The organism is Ochrobactrum sp. EDr1-4 (genome assembly GCF_049199085.1).
Classification (GTDB): Bacteria; Pseudomonadota; Alphaproteobacteria; order Rhizobiales; family Rhizobiaceae; genus Brucella.
The window spans coordinates 738,068-755,640 of sequence record NZ_JBLZOF010000002.1 but is presented as its reverse complement, the minus strand read 5'-3'; the positions used below and the strand labels follow the sequence as shown (position 1 = coordinate 755,640).

Here is a 17,573-nt window from a genome sequence, read left to right as displayed (position 1 = left end):
CAAGTGTTCGGGGGCTTTATTCCTGTGTGACCGGACCGCCCCATCAATCCCGTCAAACCTGCTATTCCAAGCCGTTAGTCAGCCCTCATTATCTTCGTGAGAGCGAGCGCTGTACCAGCATGGCAATGATAATAATGGCACCCTGGATAGCGCCGATCAGATATTCGCTGATGAAGTTGGAAAGCAGCATGATGTTGCCGACGATTTCGAGAATGAACGCGCCGCAGATCGTACCCCAGACACGCCCCACGCCACCGCGCAACGCCGTGCCGCCAACCACAACCGCTGTAATTGCCTGCAACTCCCACAACATGCCGGTTGTTGCCGAAGTCGAGCCAAGCCGCGGCACATAAAGCAGAACTGCAACAGCCACGCAAAGCCCCTGCACGACATAGGCAATCGTGCGAACGCGCTTGACCGAGATGCCCGAATAACGCGCGACGTCTTCGCTGGAGCCAACCGCAATCACATGGCGTCCATAACGTGTTCGATAGAGCACGAAAGCCGCAATCGCTGCCGTGACCAAAATCGCAATTACTGGAATCGGCACACCAAACACGTCGCCAAAATAGACAGGACGATAAAGCGCCTGAATTTCAGGGTTGCGTAGGGTAATTGCACCGCCCTGCGATAGCCATGTGGTCAGACCACGATAAATCCCCATCGTTCCGAGTGTCGCAATGAAGGGCTCTATCCCGCCCATGGTCGTGATCAACCCGTTGGTCAAGCCGCAAAGCGCACCCACGACAACGGCAAGCAACACCGCCGCAATCAGCATCATTACCGGATCGGCAATGACACCGCTGTTCATAAACATAATCATGATGCTGCCGACAAAAGCAGCCATCGCACCAACGGACAGATCAAGCCCACCAGACGAGATCACATAGGTCGCGCCTAGCGCGATAATCGCAATAAACGCACTGCGTGTTGCGACATTGAGCAGATTATCGATACTGATGAAATTCGGATTGGCAATTGTTCCAAGAACAAGCAGCAAAAGCAGCGCAATAAAAGGGGCAATCGCCCTCAAATCCCAGTCTTTAGACGTCTTCGGCGCTTTGCTCTTGTCATTCACTACGTCAGTCATTGACACCCCTATTTATAATTATGCCGCTTCTGTGCTGACGCCCGTTGCAAGAACAACAATGTCGTGCTCCGTCATGCGATCAGCTGTCACCTCACCCGCAATACGGCCTTCCCGCATGACAACGATGCGGTCGCATATCCCGATAAGTTCTGGCATCTCTGACGACACAACGATGATTGATTTTCCTTCATCGGCAAGATTGGCGATAAACTGATAAATCTGTTCTTTCGTACCCACATCGATGCCGCGTGTCGGCTCGTCTATGATGACGATAGACGGGTTCAGCAGCATCATTTTTGCCAGCAGCAGCTTTTGCTGATTGCCACCTGAGAGTTGCCCTGCAAGAATATCTTTGCGGCCGGTGCGAATATCAAATTCCTTGATCGCATCATCGAGCGCAACGCGCTCTTTACTTCGGTCAATCTGCAAGCCGCGAACAAATTTGCTGATTGATGCAAGGGTCAGATTGATGCCAAGGTCTTTACCAAGCAACAGACCTTTGCCTTTGCGATCCTCACTGAGATAAGCGATCCCGGCAGACAAGCTTTCATGCGCATTATGGAAATTGACGGGCTTGCCATTATGGCGAACCTGTCCCTTACCGGGACGAAGGCCAACAACGCCCTCCATAAGCTCTGTACGCCCAGCCCCCACCAGGCCAGCAAAACCAAGGATTTCGCCTCGGCGCAATGCAAAGCTCGCTGTTTTAACATAGCCGGGCACTGTAAAGTCTTGCACTTCAAGCACCATCGCATCCGACCGTTCAGATGCACGATCCGGATAAAGCTTGGCCACATCGCGTCCTACCATCAACCGGGCCATATCATTGGGCTGAAGCTCAGAAGTCATATGTGCTGCAACAAGCGTTCCATCACGCAAAACCGTGATGCGATCCGAAATCTCTTTCACTTCCGGCAGACGATGCGAGATATAGAGAACCGCCACGCCCTTGGCGCGAATATCACAGATCACTTTCAACAGCGCTTCGGTTTCAACCGGCGTGAGCGACGCTGTGGGTTCGTCGAAAATGACAACGCGGTGCGGCACCAACAGAACGCGTGCAATCTGTACAAGCTGGCGCTGCGCTATTGAAAGGCTGCCTACAATCGCGTCAGGATTGATGTCGGCGCCAAGATCGCGAACTGCCTTACGCGCACCTTCGCGCATCGACTTATCATCGACCACGAGCCCATTTGAAAGCTCGCGACCAAGATAAATGTTCTGCGCGACCGTCAGATCGGGTGCCAGCAAAATTTCCTGATGTACAAGCACAATGCCCTGTGCTTCAGCCTCAACCGGCCCTGAGAACGCGATTGGCTTGCCATCAATGTGAATTTCTCCGCTTGTCGGGCGTTCATTGCCGGCAAGCAGTTTCATCAATGTCGATTTGCCGGCACCATTCTCACCGATAATCGCATGAACTTCGCCGCCATAGATGCTGAGATTGATGCCTTTGAGCACCTGAACGGGACCGAAAGACTTTGACAGCGAAATAGCTTGAAGAAGCGGAATACGCGTTTCTTTTGGCGATGCAGTCATGCGCAAACGCCAAAGACAACGTTGTCGTAAGATATTACACAACGAAATTCTGATACATGAATATCAGCGTAAATATTCAAAAGCACGTAAACTCCTCCCAAAGTTTCATGCAAGACATTACCCGCCGATTTGAGGTACGTAAAGCAGCAATTATAAAAAGTATGCTTCCATTTAGCCGCTTTATCACGGCCATCGTTGTCCGTCTGAGATTATCAAGGAAGCAGAGTGGTCGTATTCCCACTTTCCGTTAAGCATTCGCATAGTTGGCGACATGCTGGCCTAAAGAGAGAACATCAATACCCCTAAAACAATCCGTTTACGGACCAGGAAATTCGGTCGTGATTATGACAACATAATTTGACGCCGAAAGCCTTGTTTCGACGGCGCGTTTTGAAGGCTGCAAGCGGAGGATTGTCGGCACGCAATACGGTTGTACGGTTCGGGGTGTCAGCATCGACAGCGCGACAGACAAAGAGTATATCCGAGTTTACCTTGGGTCATACCACGATTAACCGGCTTGGCTGTTCGCCATTAGGTGTTGTTTAGCATTCGCGCCGTTAATGCTGCAACGGAGGTGATGGCACTCATTGGATATTGAGAGCGAGTTGAAGTCAGTGCGGTCGGCTTCTTAGAGTTATTTTAGCCCCAGCCATGTGCTGACAGCCCATAAACCCATGGCTTGTTCGCCTGTCTGTTCAAAAACAGTTTGCCCTTCGACATGGTTGTTACCGTGCTGTACACACCGAGACGGCATAGCTCTAAGTAGTCCGCAAATGCCCCAGTTTTCTCACGCGTATCGACACGAGCAAACTTGCCTTTGAGATTTTTCAGGTGAATTGCCGTCAATTGAATGGCGTCTTCGTCGTTGCTTGCGACGATAGGGCCAATAACTTTCCCGCGGCCAAATTCGCGGCAGAAGGAATAACCGACCATCTGCCCGTTTCTCTCCAACCCACAGATTTCAGCCGTGTCGGAGATGAGTTGAAGCAAATGCATGCGGTTTGTGCCGAAGGCTTTGCAGTCGAGCTCGGAGATTTTTTCGAGTTCCTCTGCTGAAAGGGCTACAAGTTCTCCATTTGGCGATGGTATGGCGGGAAGTTCAAGCCCGACTTCTCCCTGATGTTGATAGACTGTTGCCTCATCGGTAAAGCCAAGCGTCAGGTAAAGTTTATATGCTGCTTGCGTCGCATTGAGGCTGAGGCTGCGACCTTTGCATCGCTCCATCACCTGTTCCATCAGCCAGCGACCATTGCCTTGTGCTTGTGTGCGGGGGGAGGTGATGACCATGCCAATGGTTGCGAAATCGTCGCCGTAAGGAAACCACATAGCGCTACCAAATACCCGGCCGATTCCGTCAATAGCGACCAGCCCTTGTCCGGTTTTCAACATGAGGTCCCAGTCATTGGGGCGATGCGGCCAACGAACACCCATCGAAAGACCATGAAGCAGGCTCTTGTCCACATCTGCTATGTCATGTGCGATCAATTCAAAAGATTTCAGCCGTACTGACTTTTGCATATCAGCCATTCCGATCCCTACCCGCTGCCCAAGCCCGACTTGTGGACATTCAGCCCTCAAGACACAGTGTTTTTGATCCTGCCACGCAATGCAATGCTTTGGGCAGGCGTATTTTGCCGCATCATTTCATAAATACCTCCGCATAATTAACTGCTTGATCGCCGCTATTCGCAATCATTGTTTGAAGCAGCAGCATATTCGGCACGGAACACTGCCCTAACACCATATTCTGATAGAAATCCGAAGCTCTGACTTTGAATGTGGTATTATGAACGTCGAAGAAATCCTTGCAGCTTTGATCGGCTTTCCATCGGTTGTTGGTACTCCCAATGATGCGATTGTTGGCTGGATCAGTTCTTACGCAAAGTCTGCGGGTGCTGACGTATCGGTTTTGCCCGGACCTGAAGGTGACAGGGCAAATCTTTTTATCACTATCGGCCCCCGTGATGTGCCGGGCTATATTCTGTCTGGCCATACGGATGTGGTTCCCGCTGGAGAGTCTGAATGGACGACTGATCCGTTCAAGCTGCATAAAGACGGCAATAGACTTTATGGGCGCGGCACGACGGACATGAAGGGCTTTTTGGCTTGTGCGCTTGCTGCTCTGCCGATGCTGGCCTCTCGTTCGCTCAAACAACCTGTCCATCTGGCATTTTCTTATGACGAAGAAGCGGGCTGTCGTGGTGTGCCGCATTTGCTTGCAGCGCTTCCTGATCTTTGTGCCAAACCGCTGGGCGCTATTATCGGTGAGCCAAGCCGGATGCAGGCCGTGCGCGCGCACAAAGGCAAAGCTGCTGCTCGGCTGGAAGTCATTGGGCGTTCGGGCCATTCATCGCGTCCCGATCTTGGGTTGAATGCCGTTCACGCCATGGCTGGCGTGATTGCAAAAGCAACCGCATACGGTCAAACGCTGGAAGCCGGGCCGTTCGATACCAATTTTGAGCCGCCATATTCATCGTTGCAGTTTGGCGTCATCTCTGGTGGACAGGCGGTCAATATCATTCCTGCTCGTTGCACTGCCGATGTTGAGGTGCGTGCCATTTCCGGTATATCGCCAACCGAATTGCTGGAGCCAGTGAAAGCAGAATTGTTCGCTCTGCGGGATCGCGGCTATGAAGTGCTTTGGCATGAATTAAGCGCTTATCCTGCACTTTCTTTGCCAGATGATAGCGCACTTTCTCAGTTGATGGTCGAGCTGACGGGGCAGGATACACTTGCTGCGGTGAGCTACGGCACGGAAGCGGGATTGTTCCAGCAAGCAGGCATTGATGCAATCATCTGCGGTCCCGGCGATATCAGCCGCGCCCATCGCCCTAACGAATATATCGAAATAAACGAGCTGCATGCGTGCCAGAAGATGATCGAAAATCTCGCCGTGCATCTTACCTCTTAATCGGAAGCAATTATGGCGTTTCTTTTCAATTCTGATGCAGTGCGTGGTGCCGTTTTCCGTGAAGCATTCTCGAAAGCCCTTCCTGATATCGAGTTTTTTCAGGCTGGCGATGAGATTGATCCCGATAAAATTCGCTATCTGATTAGCTGGGTCGCACCAGACGATATTGCGCGTTATCGCAATCTGGAAATTCTATTTTCGATTGGTGCGGGTGTTGATCAGTTCAAGCCCGGCAGTGTGCCTGAGCATGTGAAGCTTGTGCGCATGGTTGAAGACGGCATCATTCGCATGATGCAGGAATATGTGGCGCTTGGCGTGCTGACATTGCATCGTGAAGCAATTGTCTATCGCCAACAACAACAGGCAGAAACATGGCGAGCCATTTCTACGCCGCAGGCATCAGAACGACGAATTGGTTTCTTAGGGCTGGGTATGCTGGCGCAAGCCGCAATCGAACGCCTCAAGCCATTTCAGTTTCCGCTTTCCGGTTGGAGCCGCAGCCAGAAAGACATTGAAGGCGTTACGTGTTTTTACGGCGAAGACCAGTTTGCGAGCTTCCTGCGCCAAACAGATATTCTGATTTGCTTGCTGCCGTTGACCGATGAAACACGCGGCATTCTGAATGCCGACCTGTTTGCCTTGCTGCCAAAGGGCGCACGCTTGTTGCATACGGGGCGCGGGCCACAGCTTGATCAAAATGCACTGATTGATGCGCTTGATAGCGGTCATCTTGCGGCGGCTATGCTTGATGTTACCGACCCGGAGCCGTTGCCATCCGGGCATCCGCTTTGGTCGCATCCGAAAGTGTTGATCACACCGCATATTGCATCGGTCACGCAACCACATACGGCTGCGCAATCCGTCATTGAAAATATTCAACGCCATTTGGCAGGAGAAGAACTGATCGGCCTGATCGATCGCAAACTTGGCTATTAAATGAAGGGAACTACCATGTCACTTTTGATAACTATCGATCCAAATCCAGATTTCGCGCCGAAAGAAGCGCTGCCGACTGAAGATCGCCTAATCTCTGGCACGCCATCGTTTAAAACGTGGGCGCAGGATGCGTCGAAGAACGACAAGGTTCTGACAGGCGTTTGGGAAGCAACTCCGGGCGAAACCCATTCTATCAAGGGCACAACATTAGAGTTTTGCCACATCCTGTCTGGCCTCGTCGAAATCGAAGAGAAGGACGGCGAAACCAAGACGTATCGTGCAGGCGACAGCTTTGTTATGAAGCCGGGCTTCGTCGGCGTATGGCGCACGATTGAAACCGTACGTAAGATTTATCTTTGCGTTTACGAATAAGCATTTCGTATCCAGAATAATCCGCCGCTTTAAACCCGTCTGACGCGATTCAAAACCGTCAGGCGGGTTATTCTCAATCAAAAATGCGGCGCGTGTGGCTCTAATCTTTCGTCATAGAAAGTTCGAGGTGCGCCATGACATTAAGCTTTGATCCTGAAACGCTTAAACTCCCCTTTTATCATTATATTGGTGGGCAGCGTGTCGATGCTGCGGGCGCAATGGAAATGCATCGGCCATCGGACGGTAAAGCCTATGGCGATTGTCCGATTGCGGATGAAGCTTTGGTTGATCGTGCCGTAAAAAATGCCAAGGCGACACTGAAATCGAGCGGCTGGGCTGACAGCCGTCCGCGCGAACGGCTCAATGCAATGCACCGCTGGGCCGACCTGATCGAACAGGAAGCGCTGACGCTGGCGCGCATGGAAGCCGTTTCATCGACACGTCCGATTGCTCATCTCATCGAAGGCGATATAGCTGTCACTGTTGAGCAAATCCGCTTCTTTGCAGAATTTGCCGACAAGGAAGGCAGCGAAGTTGTGCCAACCAGCACCAGTACGTTTGGCATGACGCTGAGCGAGCCTTACGGTGTGATTGGCGCAATTACGCCGTGGAATTTTCCGATCTCTATGGCTGGCTGGAAGCTTGGACCGGCGCTTGCTGCAGGCAATGCAGTTGTTCTCAAGCCATCCGAAATCACGCCTTTTACCACGCTTTATATCGCTGAACTCGCCGTGCAAGCTGGCATTCCCGCAGGCCTCATCAACATCGTTCTGGGTGACGGTCCAACCACCGGCAATGCCATTACCGGCCATCCCGATATTTCTAAGGTCAGCTTTACCGGATCGACAGCTGCTGGTGCCGCAATCATGGAAAATATTGCGCGCACCGGCATCAAGCCTATGACCCTTGAGCTTGGGGGTAAAAGTCCGCAGGTGGTGTTTGCCGATGCGGATCTCGAATTGGCGGCATCTGCTATCACGCGTGGAATTCTCAGCAATGCCGGGCAGGCCTGTGTCGCGGGTTCGCGCCTGATTGTTGCGGAAGAAATCGCCGATGCTTTGAGCGAAGCGATTGCGCGCCATATGGCGAATATCAAGCCGGGTGTGACATGGGACGAGAATACCCAATATTCTCCAATCATCTCCGAACGCCAGATTTGCCGCATTGATGAGATTGTGCAGAAGGCCGTCAGCCTTGGCGCACAAAGTGTTGTGGGCGGCAAGCGAATGGATCGTGAAGGCTATTTTTATGAGCCAACTTTGCTTCGCGGTGTTGATGAAAACTCCCCCGCTGTGACCGAAGAAATCTTTGGTCCTGTGCTGACACTTCAGACATTCAAAGATGAAGACGAGGCATTAGCACTTGCCGATCATCCGACCTATGGGCTGGCGGCAGGCCTTTTCACCCGAGATTTGTCTCGTGCGTTGCGTGTCACCAAGGCTTTGCAGGCAGGCACCATTTGGGTCAACCGTTATGGCCGTTCACGGGATCATATCTTACCGACTGGTGGCTATAAAAGCTCTGGCATTGGCAAAGACCTCGGGCGCGATGCCTATCTTGCGAACCGCAAAACTAAAAGCGTTTTGATAGATATCTAGATTTTTCAACGCGCATCCCGAAAACCGCTTCACACTTTTCGGGATGCGCTCTTAGGGGAACAAACAATGACAACTTATTCGATTGCACTCATTCCGGGCGACGGTATCGGTAAAAGCGTAACCGATGCGACGTGGCAGGTTTTGCAAGCTGCTGCAAAGTGTAATGGATTTGCGTTGGAAGGGACCAGCTTTCCATGGTCTTGTGAATATTACCATGAGACCGGCGCGATGATGCCAGCAGATGGTATCGAGAAGCTGCGTAAGTTCGATGCGATTTATCTTGGTGCCGTTGGCTGGCCTGCGGAAGTACCGGATTCTGTATCGCTGCACGGCTTGTTGCTGCCGATCCGCAAAGCTTTTGTGCAATACGCGAATATCCGCCCGCATCGCCTGTTGCCGGGTGTAACTGGCCCGCTCCGCTCTGAAGGCTTTGATATTCTTTGCATTCGCGAGAACACCGAGGGCGAATATTCGGGCGCTGGTGGACGCGTCCATTCAGGTACGAAAGATGAAGTTGCAGTCGAAACTGCGATCTTCACCCGCACCGGCGTCGAACGCATCATCCGTTTTGGCTTTGAGCAGGCACGCGCTCGCCGCAAGAAGCTGGCTTCGGTGACGAAATCCAATGCGCAGAAATATTCGATGGTTTTCTGGGACGAAGTGACAAAGGATGTTGCCAAAGAATATCCCGATGTTGAGGTCTCACATTACCATATCGATACTATGGCAGCGCGTATGGTTATGGCACCGGAAAGCCTAGACGTGATCGTGGCTTCAAACCTCTTTGGCGATATTCTGACTGATCTGGGTGCGGCCATTCAGGGCGGCCTTGGCTATGCGGCGTCTGCCAACATCAATCCCGATCGCACAGCGCCTTCCATGTTTGAGCCAGTTCATGGCTCTGCACCTGACATCGCGCATCTCGGCATTGCCAACCCAATTGCGGCTATCTGGTCTGGTGCGATGATGCTCGATCATCTTGGCGAGCATCAGGCTGCAAAAGATGTGATGGCAGCAATCGAAACAGCGACGGCTCAGGGTATCGGAACCGTTGCGGGTAAAGATAAGACGGATGCGATTACGCAGGCCGTGCTTTCAGCTTTGGCATAAGAGGTCGTCATGCATACGTTAAAAGATCAGGCGCTTTTCCGCCAACAGGGCCTCATTGGCGGGGTCTGGCAGGATGCTGAGTCTGGCGCCACGGTCGATGTTACCAATCCTGCAAGCCTCAGCACTTTAGGCACAATCCCGGATATGAGTGGCAAGGAAACGCGAGCAGCAATTGATGCTGCAGCGGAAGCTTTCAAGCCTTGGAAAAAGAAAACCCATGCCGAGCGCGCTGCGTTGCTTGAGCGCTGGTTTGCGCTGATGATTGAGCATGAGCAGGATCTTGCTCTTCTGCTGACACAGGAGCAGGGAAAACCACTCAATGAAGCATTGGGTGAAATCCGATACGGTGCGTCGTTCGTCAAATGGTTTGCAGAAGAAGCGCGTCGTATTGATGGCGGCAGCATTCCGTCGCCAACGGCAGACCGCCGTATTCTGGTGCTCAAAGAAGCAGTCGGTGTTTGCGCGATTATCACGCCGTGGAATTTCCCGAATGCGATGATTACCCGCAAGGTTGCACCTGCATTGGCGGCTGGCTGTACAGTTGTCATCAAACCTTCAGAGTTCACGCCATTTTCGGCGCTCGCACTTGGTGTGTTGGCTGAAAGGGCTGGGATACCCGCTGGTGTCATCAATATCGTTACCGGCATGCCAACGGAAATTGGCAATGAGTTGATGGCCAATGAAACCGTGCGCAAAATTTCGTTTACGGGTTCAACGCGCGTTGGCTCACTTTTGATGAAGGGCGCTGCTGACAGTATCAAGCGTTTGAGCTTGGAGCTTGGCGGCAATGCGCCGTTTATCGTGTTTGACGATGCTGATCTCGATCAGGCTGTGGAAGGTGCTATTGCCTCTAAATTCCGCAATGGTGGCCAGACCTGTGTTTGTTCAAATCGCATTTTGGTGCAGTCCGGAATTTACGATGCTTTCGCAGCTAAGCTTTCGGCTCGTGTTGCAAAAATGAAGGTCGGCGTTGGCACGGAAGAGGGCGTTGCGATTGGTCCGATGATCAATCATGCGGCGATTGAAAAGATTGAACGCCATGTGAGTGACGCTCTGGGCCGTGGTGCAAAACTTCTGGCACAAAGCGAAAGCATGCCGGAAGGTCGTCAATATGCACGTCCGATTGTGCTGGGTGATGCCACAACCGATATGCTGCTGGCTTCCGAAGAAACCTTCGGTCCTGTCGCGCCACTTTTCCGCTTTGAAACGGAAGAGGAAGCGATTGAAATTGCCAATGGAACACCATTTGGTCTGGCAGCTTATTTCTTTACCGAGAACCTAAAACGTTCATGGCGGGTCGCGGAAGCACTGGAGTTTGGCATGGTCGGCTTGAACACGGGTGCGATTTCGACGGAAGTTGCACCTTTTGGCGGCGTCAAACAGTCCGGGCTTGGCCGTGAAGGTTCAAAGCTCGGTATTGATGAATATCTGGAAATCAAAACGCTGCATGTCGGTGGATTATGAGAATGAAAAAGGGCGGTTAAACCGCCCTTTTTTGACTTCACTGAAACTTGTCGAGCATCTTGTAATAGAGGCCGACCATCGGCAAAAACCATGGCTTTCCGGAGTAGCCGGGAATAGTAGGCCATTCGAGGCCTGAAATTGGATTGTTGTCGCCGCGTCCGAGGATTGCGTCTGCCAGATAGATACCCATCTGCGTTGACATTTGTGCGCCATGACCGGAATAGCCCATCGCATACCAGACACCATCGGCAAAGCCTGCGCGCGGATAGCGGTCCTGAGTCATATCGACGAGACCACCCCAGCAATAATCGATTTTGACATTGGCAAGATGCGGGAAAATCTTGATGAGGCTCTCGCGTAAAATTGCGCCGCTTTTGCTATCGGAACGCTGGTCTGATGTCGTGGAAAAGCGAGCGCGACCGCCGAAAATCATGCGATTATCCGGTGCAAGTCGGAAATAATTGCCGATATTCATCGACGTAACGTAGGTGCGATTGCCGGGCATGATGGTGGCGATTTCGCTTTCAGTCAGCGGTTGGGTTGCGATGATGAAACTGCCGACCGGAATGATACGCTTGCGGAAATAGGAAAAGCTGTCGGTTGTGTAGGCGCCGGTTGCTAAAATTATAGTGTCAGCAGTCACTGTGCCGCGCGATGTAACGATCTGGTGCTGGTTGCCGAGCTTTTTGCGCTCCTGAACGGTTGTATTTTCATAAATGATCGCACCATGGCGCGCTGCTGCCGCAGCCAAGCCGGTCACATAGCGCCCCATATGCATCATGGCGCTTTTTTTGGAAAGCATGGCGCCATGAAAATCATTGGAGCCGACTTCACCTGAAAGCTGATCACGACGCAATAAGGCGGTATCAGGATCGACTTCCGCATGAATGGCTTCAAAATTGCGCGCAAGACCATCAAAATGGGCGGGCTTTGAAGCGAGTTTCAGTTTACCAGCGCGGCGGAAAGAGCAATCGATATTTTCTTCGGCAACAATGCGTTCGATTGTATCGACGGAATCATCAAAGGCTTTGTAGAGAGCCTTGGCGCGCTCTGCGCCAAGGTGTTGTTTTGCAGCAATAAAGCTGTGCGCGAGACCATTGTTAAGATGGCCGCCATTACGTCCTGAAGCACCGGAGCCGACCAGCCCCGTTTCAAAGACCGCGACGCGGCTGCCAGCTTTGGCAAGATGCAATGCAGCCGAAAGGCCGGTGAAACCACCGCCAATAATGGCAACATCATAATGCCCTTCCGGCGGGTTCTTTTCGCCGGCAGTAAAAGGCGGTGTGGTGTCGTGCCAGTAGGGTTTAAATTGCATCTTGCTAAGCCTTATTTACAGTCCAACGACACCGGCCAGACCGGAAATATCCTTTATTTCCGTATAGCCGTAATAAGGATTTGCTGGCTCGTGACCGCGATTGACCCAGACCTTGTTCTTGATACCAAGATCATGGGCTGACATCAGGTCATAGCGGAACGACGAAGAGACATGCAGAATGTCTTCCGGATTGGCGTTGAGCTGGTCGAGCATATATTCAAACGCCTTAAAGCGTGGCTTATAAGCCTGTGCCTGCTGCGCTGTATAAACGGCATGAAATGGCGCGCCGAGCTTTTCGACATTGTGGTGGATCTGCTCGTTCATGGCATTTGAAAGAATGACGAGCGGGATTTCCTTTGCAACCTTGGAAAGACCGGCTGGCACATCTGCATGCGGCCCCCAGGTTGGAACGCGTTCATAGACGGTGCGTGCATCTTCTGCTTTGAAGGTTACATTGTTCTTTTTGCAGGTGCGTTCAATCGCATTGTGAACGACTTCATTATATGGCTTCCAGTCGCCGAGGATTTCATCAATGCGATAAGCAGCAAAATTCTTGATGAATTGCTGCATCTGATCTTCATTGAGCTGTTCGCCGTAAAGATCGCGTGCGGCTTCCGCCATCTGAAAATTGGTCAGTGTGCCGTAGCAATCGAAGGTGATGTATTTTGGTCTGAACTGGGCCATGATTTGATCCTTCCAAGGCGTGCAGGCACTGCTGTGCCGTTGTCATACATCATAATGAGGCGCGAATAGACTAATCACTGCATTCCTATCCGTGCGAAGCAGATTGTTTCGTATCTCAGTAGAGCTTTGGCAGAGAGTTTCGTCGTTGCGCTCTTCGAGCAGGGACTGACTATAGGTTTGTGCGCTGGTTCGACATATCACGCGGCATAAGATGCGGCGGCGATATGAAAGGACAGTGAAAACCATCGGTATATGGATGCTGGTCGGGATGAACTGCTGCAAGGCTCATTCTAATCTGAGTCTACGAAGAACCATGCTCGGAAACAGTCATGACCGCATCGCCAATCACTCTTGAAACAATGACGCAGGATCATCTTGATGGTGCAGTTGCTTTGTCTCAACAGGCATGCTGGCCACATCGTCGCGAAGATTGGGCCTTTGTGCTCGCACTCAGCAATGGTGTTGTTGCAATTGAAGATGGAACCGTCGTTGGTACCGCAATGTCGACGCCGTTGGGCGATGATGTTGCAACCGTCAATATGGTTATTGTCGATGAAGCGATGCGTGGACGCGGGCTTGGTCGCAAGCTGATGCAGGCGGCACTTGATGCTGCAAGCGGGCGCACTTGTTTGCTGGTCGCAACGCAGGATGGTTTGCCGCTTTATGAAAAGCTTGGCTTCGTGGCCAATGGCGAAATCATTCAGCATCAGGGCTTGGCTGCGAACGTCGATGCACCGGCCAATATTTCCTGGGCGGACAGCGGTGACTTTTCGCGTCTGGTCGAGATGGATATTGCCGCAACGGGCCATAATCGCTCGAACATCATGCAATTGTTGAATGAAAGCGCGCAGTTCGCTGTCATTCGCAATGACGATGAAGTTGAGGCATTCGCTGGAATTCGCGCCTTTGGTCGTGGGCTTGTTATCGGCCCGGTCGTTGCGAAGAACGGCGACGATGCGCGTGCGCTGATCGATTTTCTACTCTCAAAACATACGGGAGAATTCGTCCGCGTGGATACGAACATAGCGACAGATCTCGCCAATTGGCTGACTGAACGCGGGCTGGTTCATGTTGGCGGCGGAATACCGATGCGCCGCGCCGTTGGGCTAGTCGAAGAACAAAGCGGTACTGAATACCGCACATATGCGCTTGTAAATCAGGCACTAGGTTGATTTGGAGAATATTATGCTGAGCAATTCACTGATCGAACTTGATCGCGCCCATCTGGTGCATCCGGTCTCATCATTCCGCAGTCACGAAGCCGCTGGCGTCCGTGTGCTTAAGTCAGGCAAGGGTGCTACTGTAACCGATGCATCGGGCCATAAGCTGCTTGATGGCTTTGCCGGTCTTTGGTGCGTGAATGTTGGCTATGGTCAGGATAGCATTGTTGAAGCCGCAACAAAGCAGCTGCAAGAGCTTCCCTACGCAACTGGCTATTTCGGTCTTGGTTCAGAGCCTGCCATTCGTCTGGCTGCTGAATTGGCAGATCGTGCGCCGGGTGATCTCAATCACGTTTATTTCACGCTTGGCGGTTCTGACGCGATTGATAGCACAATCCGCTTCATTCGCTATTATTACCATGCCAAGGGCACGCCGCAGAAAGACCAGTTCATTTCGGTCGAGTATGGCTATCATGGCTCCTCGACGGCTGGTTCCGGTCTGACTGCACTTCCGGCATTTCATGCGGGCTTTGGTGTGCCATATGACTGGCAGCATAAAATTCCATCGCATTACGCTTATCGCAATCCGGTTGGCACTGATCCGCAGGCAATCATCGACGCGTCAGTTGCAGCACTTCGCGCAAAGATCGAAGGGCTTGGCGCAGAGCGCGTCGCAGCATTTTATGTTGAGCCTATTCAGGGTTCGGGTGGTGTACTTGTTCCGCCGACGGGTTGGCTCAAGGCAATGCATGCGCTTTGCAAGGAGTATGATGTTCTGTTCATCGCCGATGAAGTGATCACTGGCTTTGGCCGTACTGGTCCGCTTTTCGCTTGTTCGGAAGATGATGTGGTGCCGGATTTCATTACGACCGCGAAAGGTCTGACATCGGGCTATGTGCCGATGGGTGCCGTGTTCATGTCAGAACATGTCTACAACACCATTGCTGATGGTGCTGGCAAATCGGCAGTCGGCCATGGTTATACCTATTCAGCACACCCGGTTAGTGCCGCAGTCGGCCTAGAATGTCTGCGGCTTTATGAGGGTGGGTTGCTCGAGAATGGCCGGAAGGCTGGTCAGCGCCTGATGGCTGGCTTGCATGCTTTGGCAGATCATCCGCTGGTTGGCGATGTTCGCGGTCGCGGCATGCTGGCAGCAATCGAGCTTGTTACGGATAAGGAAAAAAAGACGCCACTTCCTGCTGCTGCTGATCCGGCACGCCGTATTTTTGATCGGGCATGGGACAATGGCCTCGTCATCCGTGCTTTCGCAAATGGTGTCCTTGGATATGCGCCGCCGCTTTGCTGCACTGATGAAGATATCGACGCAATCATCGAACGCACGCGCATAACGCTTGATCAGACACTTGCTGATGAAGACGTGCGCGCAGCAATGAAGGGATGAGTTTGACGAGCAGCAGCTTAGTTGCGAGCAAGAATTTCGTAAGTTTATGAGATTCGCAATATTATGCTGCTGCTCTTCACCAATTCAGCGCAATTTACGCGCATCTCTGTAACACACTGTCAGAGCTGCCAAAGGTGAGGATAAAAGGCAAAGCCATCGGATTATACCCGCTAAATGCCGGGTCAATTCGATCCCAAAAGCCTCTCGAACTCACATTGCAACGAGGTGATGTTAACGACCGTATTTCTGAAACCGCAATGAACCCAAGGTGAAACCGGTGACTATAAACCGGCGCACCAGATGCAACTTTAACAAGGGGAACTGCCATGAGCGAGAAGATAACCAACTGGACTTCTTCCGACGACCGGATGATTGAAAATGCAATTCGTCGCGGGGCAACCCGGCGTGAATTGTTGCAGATGATGCTTATGGGTGGTGTAGCAGTTGCGGCGGGGTCGACAATCCTTGGTCGTGCAACCTCTGCATATGCTGCGACCCCGGTTAAAGGCGGCTTCATCAAGGCTGCTGGCTTCAGCGCTTCCACTGCCGATACGCTTGATCCTGCCAAGGCTTCCAATGCGACAGATTATGTTCGCTGCTGCGCGTTCTATAACCGGCTGACATTCCTGAATGGTCAGGGTGAAACTGAGATGGAACTGGCCGAAAGCGTTGATAGTTCGGATGCGAAGGTCTGGACAGTTAAGCTGCGCAAGGGTGTCACGTTCCATGATGGCAAGTCACTGACTGCCGATGACGTCGTTTTCTCGATTAATCGCCACCTCGACCCAGCCGTTGGCTCTAAGGTCAATGCGATTGCTAAGCAGATTACAGGTGTGAAGAAGGTTGATGACACAACCGTTGAGATCACGCTTCAAGATGCGAATGCCGATTTGCCAACAATTCTGGCGCTGCACCATTTCATGATCGTCGCAGACGGTACGACTGACTTCTCCAAGGGCAATGGAACAGGTCCATTTGTTTGTAAGGAATTCCAGCCGGGCGTGCGCTCAATGGCGGCGCGTAACGAGAACTATTGGAAGAACAACGGCCCACATCTCGACTCGTTTGAGTTCTTTGCAATTTCCGATGAAAGCGCGCGTATGAATGCTGTGCTTTCCGGCGATATTCATCTTGGTGCGAACCTCAATCCGCGTTCGCTGCGCGTGCTTGAAAATAACCCAGCTGCAAAGCTCTTCATCTCGAAGCTCGGCACCTATACCAATCTTAACGTTCGTCTTGATTTGACCCCGGGCGATAAGGCGGGCGTGGCTGAAGCGCTGAAATATCTGACCAATCGCGAAGTTATTCAGAAATCGGTCCTGCGTGGCCTTGCTGAAATTGCGAATGATCATCCGGTTCCAGCAACCAGCAAATATCACAATGCAGAGCTTAAGCAGCGCGAGTTTGATCCGGAACGCGCAAAGTCGCTGCTTGAAAAAGCCGGCATGCTTAATCAGGAGATCCGCATTACAGCTGCGGAAGCCGCATCGTCATCGCTTGATTATGCAATGGTTCTCCAGCAGGCAGCTTCGACAATCGGTCAGAAGATCACCATTGATCGTGTGCCGTCAGATGGCTACTGGTCAAACCATTGGCTGAAAGATCCGGTCCATTACGGCAACATTAATGCCCGTCCGACACCCGATATTCTGTTCTCGCTACTCTATAAGACCGATGCGCCTTGGAACGAAAGCCAGTACAAGTCGGAGAAGTTTGACTCCATGTTGCTTGAGGCCCGTGGATCGCTAGATGAAGCGAAGCGTAAGGCAATCTATGGCGATATGCAGGCCATGGTTTCCAATGAAGCTGGAACGGTCATTCCGGTGTTCATGTCCAATGTTGATGCGATTTCGCCGAAGTTGAATGGCCTTGAGCCAAACCCACTTGGTGGCATGATGGGCTACACATTTGCCGAACATGCATGGCTGGAAGCCTGACCTTTCGTCAGGTAACCTTGCTTTTCGGGTTCGGGCAAAACATCGCTTTTGCCCG

At 52.0% G+C, this 17,573-nt stretch carries 14 protein-coding genes; 9 read left to right on the top strand and 5 right to left on the bottom strand.

Going from position 1 to position 17,573, the window contains the following annotated elements; genetic code table 11:
* Window positions 1–88: 88 nt before the first annotated feature.
* The 3 genes from ACOZHT_RS09875 to ACOZHT_RS09865 all read right to left on the bottom strand — a co-directional run bounded on the left by ACOZHT_RS09875 (window position 89) and on the right by ACOZHT_RS09865 (window position 4,147).
* The gene (locus ACOZHT_RS09875) at window positions 89–1,090 is read right to left on the bottom strand and encodes an ABC transporter permease (protein WP_339514763.1); all 1,002 of its coding nucleotides are present in this window, start codon (window positions 1,088–1,090) and stop codon (window positions 89–91) included.
* A gap of 18 nt (window positions 1,091–1,108) precedes the next feature.
* A complete protein-coding gene (locus ACOZHT_RS09870; protein ID WP_339514765.1) occupies window positions 1,109–2,629 on the bottom strand; it encodes a sugar ABC transporter ATP-binding protein in 1,521 nt (506 codons plus the stop codon).
* Between the two features lie 639 nt (window positions 2,630–3,268).
* On the bottom strand, window positions 3,269–4,147 hold the full coding sequence (locus ACOZHT_RS09865) for a GNAT family N-acetyltransferase (RefSeq protein WP_339514853.1): 879 nt from the start codon (window positions 4,145–4,147) through the stop codon (window positions 3,269–3,271).
* A 268-nt stretch (window positions 4,148–4,415) separates the two neighbouring features.
* On the opposite strand from ACOZHT_RS09865, the gene argE reads away from it, so the two are divergent.
* The 6 genes from argE to ACOZHT_RS09835 all read left to right on the top strand — a co-directional run bounded on the left by argE (window position 4,416) and on the right by ACOZHT_RS09835 (window position 11,020).
* Entirely contained in the window at window positions 4,416–5,540 is a 1,125-nt protein-coding gene (gene argE, locus ACOZHT_RS09860; RefSeq protein ID WP_339514767.1) for an acetylornithine deacetylase, read from the top strand.
* 12 nt (window positions 5,541–5,552) lie between these two features.
* Window positions 5,553–6,476, top strand: coding sequence for a glyoxylate/hydroxypyruvate reductase A (locus tag ACOZHT_RS09855; RefSeq protein WP_339514769.1), 924 nt, complete (start codon window positions 5,553–5,555; stop codon window positions 6,474–6,476).
* 15 nt (window positions 6,477–6,491) lie between these two features.
* Window positions 6,492–6,848, top strand: a complete 357-nt coding sequence (locus tag ACOZHT_RS09850) for a cupin domain-containing protein (protein ID WP_310013756.1) — start codon at window positions 6,492–6,494, stop codon at window positions 6,846–6,848.
* Between the two features lie 134 nt (window positions 6,849–6,982).
* Window positions 6,983–8,446 carry an aldehyde dehydrogenase family protein gene (locus tag ACOZHT_RS09845; protein ID WP_339514773.1) on the top strand — a complete coding sequence of 488 codons (1,464 nt, stop codon included), beginning with the start codon at window positions 6,983–6,985 and terminating at the stop codon, window positions 8,444–8,446.
* A gap of 66 nt (window positions 8,447–8,512) precedes the next feature.
* Window positions 8,513–9,556, top strand: coding sequence for a tartrate dehydrogenase (locus ACOZHT_RS09840; protein ID WP_339514775.1), 1,044 nt, complete (start codon window positions 8,513–8,515; stop codon window positions 9,554–9,556).
* Between the two features lie 9 nt (window positions 9,557–9,565).
* A complete protein-coding gene (locus ACOZHT_RS09835) occupies window positions 9,566–11,020 on the top strand; it encodes an NAD-dependent succinate-semialdehyde dehydrogenase (RefSeq protein ID WP_339514777.1) in 1,455 nt (484 codons plus the stop codon).
* Window positions 11,021–11,057: 37 nt separating this feature from the next.
* Here ACOZHT_RS09835 and ACOZHT_RS09830 read toward each other — a convergent pair whose 3' ends face one another.
* Both ACOZHT_RS09830 and ACOZHT_RS09825 read right to left on the bottom strand, forming a co-directional pair.
* Window positions 11,058–12,335, bottom strand: a complete 1,278-nt coding sequence (locus ACOZHT_RS09830) for an FAD-binding oxidoreductase (RefSeq protein ID WP_339514779.1) — start codon at window positions 12,333–12,335, stop codon at window positions 11,058–11,060.
* Between the two features lie 15 nt (window positions 12,336–12,350).
* The gene (locus ACOZHT_RS09825) at window positions 12,351–13,019 is read right to left on the bottom strand and encodes a haloacid dehalogenase type II (RefSeq protein ID WP_339514781.1); all 669 of its coding nucleotides are present in this window, start codon (window positions 13,017–13,019) and stop codon (window positions 12,351–12,353) included.
* A 329-nt stretch (window positions 13,020–13,348) separates the two neighbouring features.
* On the opposite strand from ACOZHT_RS09825, the gene ACOZHT_RS09820 reads away from it, so the two are divergent.
* The 3 genes from ACOZHT_RS09820 to ACOZHT_RS09810 all read left to right on the top strand — a co-directional run bounded on the left by ACOZHT_RS09820 (window position 13,349) and on the right by ACOZHT_RS09810 (window position 17,518).
* Window positions 13,349–14,191 (top strand): GNAT family N-acetyltransferase, encoded by an 843-nt coding sequence (locus ACOZHT_RS09820; protein WP_339514783.1) that lies wholly within the window; start codon window positions 13,349–13,351, stop codon window positions 14,189–14,191.
* 13 nt (window positions 14,192–14,204) lie between these two features.
* Window positions 14,205–15,581, top strand: coding sequence for an aspartate aminotransferase family protein (locus ACOZHT_RS09815; protein ID WP_339514785.1), 1,377 nt, complete (start codon window positions 14,205–14,207; stop codon window positions 15,579–15,581).
* Between the two features lie 326 nt (window positions 15,582–15,907).
* Window positions 15,908–17,518, top strand: a complete 1,611-nt coding sequence (locus tag ACOZHT_RS09810) for an ABC transporter substrate-binding protein (RefSeq protein WP_339514787.1) — start codon at window positions 15,908–15,910, stop codon at window positions 17,516–17,518.
* Window positions 17,519–17,573: the final 55 nt, after the last annotated feature.

What these genes read in the sequence shown, in the direction of transcription:
- ACOZHT_RS09865 (WP_339514853.1), bottom strand. Translation starts at nt 4,147, where the DNA reads ATGCAAAAGTCAGTACGGCTGAAATCTTTTGAATTGATCGCACATGAC.
- ACOZHT_RS09845 (WP_339514773.1), top strand. Translation starts at nt 6,983, where the DNA reads ATGACATTAAGCTTTGATCCTGAAACGCTTAAACTCCCCTTTTATCAT.
- ACOZHT_RS09815 (WP_339514785.1), top strand. Translation starts at nt 14,205, where the DNA reads ATGCTGAGCAATTCACTGATCGAACTTGATCGCGCCCATCTGGTGCAT.
- ACOZHT_RS09875 (WP_339514763.1), bottom strand. Translation starts at nt 1,090, where the DNA reads ATGACTGACGTAGTGAATGACAAGAGCAAAGCGCCGAAGACGTCTAAA.
- ACOZHT_RS09830 (WP_339514779.1), bottom strand. Translation starts at nt 12,335, where the DNA reads ATGCAATTTAAACCCTACTGGCACGACACCACACCGCCTTTTACTGCC.
- ACOZHT_RS09810 (WP_339514787.1), top strand. Translation starts at nt 15,908, where the DNA reads ATGAGCGAGAAGATAACCAACTGGACTTCTTCCGACGACCGGATGATT.
- ACOZHT_RS09850 (WP_310013756.1), top strand. Translation starts at nt 6,492, where the DNA reads ATGTCACTTTTGATAACTATCGATCCAAATCCAGATTTCGCGCCGAAA.
- ACOZHT_RS09855 (WP_339514769.1), top strand. Translation starts at nt 5,553, where the DNA reads ATGGCGTTTCTTTTCAATTCTGATGCAGTGCGTGGTGCCGTTTTCCGT.
- ACOZHT_RS09870 (WP_339514765.1), bottom strand. Translation starts at nt 2,629, where the DNA reads ATGACTGCATCGCCAAAAGAAACGCGTATTCCGCTTCTTCAAGCTATT.
- ACOZHT_RS09820 (WP_339514783.1), top strand. Translation starts at nt 13,349, where the DNA reads ATGACCGCATCGCCAATCACTCTTGAAACAATGACGCAGGATCATCTT.
- ACOZHT_RS09825 (WP_339514781.1), bottom strand. Translation starts at nt 13,019, where the DNA reads ATGGCCCAGTTCAGACCAAAATACATCACCTTCGATTGCTACGGCACA.
- ACOZHT_RS09840 (WP_339514775.1), top strand. Translation starts at nt 8,513, where the DNA reads ATGACAACTTATTCGATTGCACTCATTCCGGGCGACGGTATCGGTAAA.
- argE (WP_339514767.1), top strand. Translation starts at nt 4,416, where the DNA reads ATGAACGTCGAAGAAATCCTTGCAGCTTTGATCGGCTTTCCATCGGTT.
- ACOZHT_RS09835 (WP_339514777.1), top strand. Translation starts at nt 9,566, where the DNA reads ATGCATACGTTAAAAGATCAGGCGCTTTTCCGCCAACAGGGCCTCATT.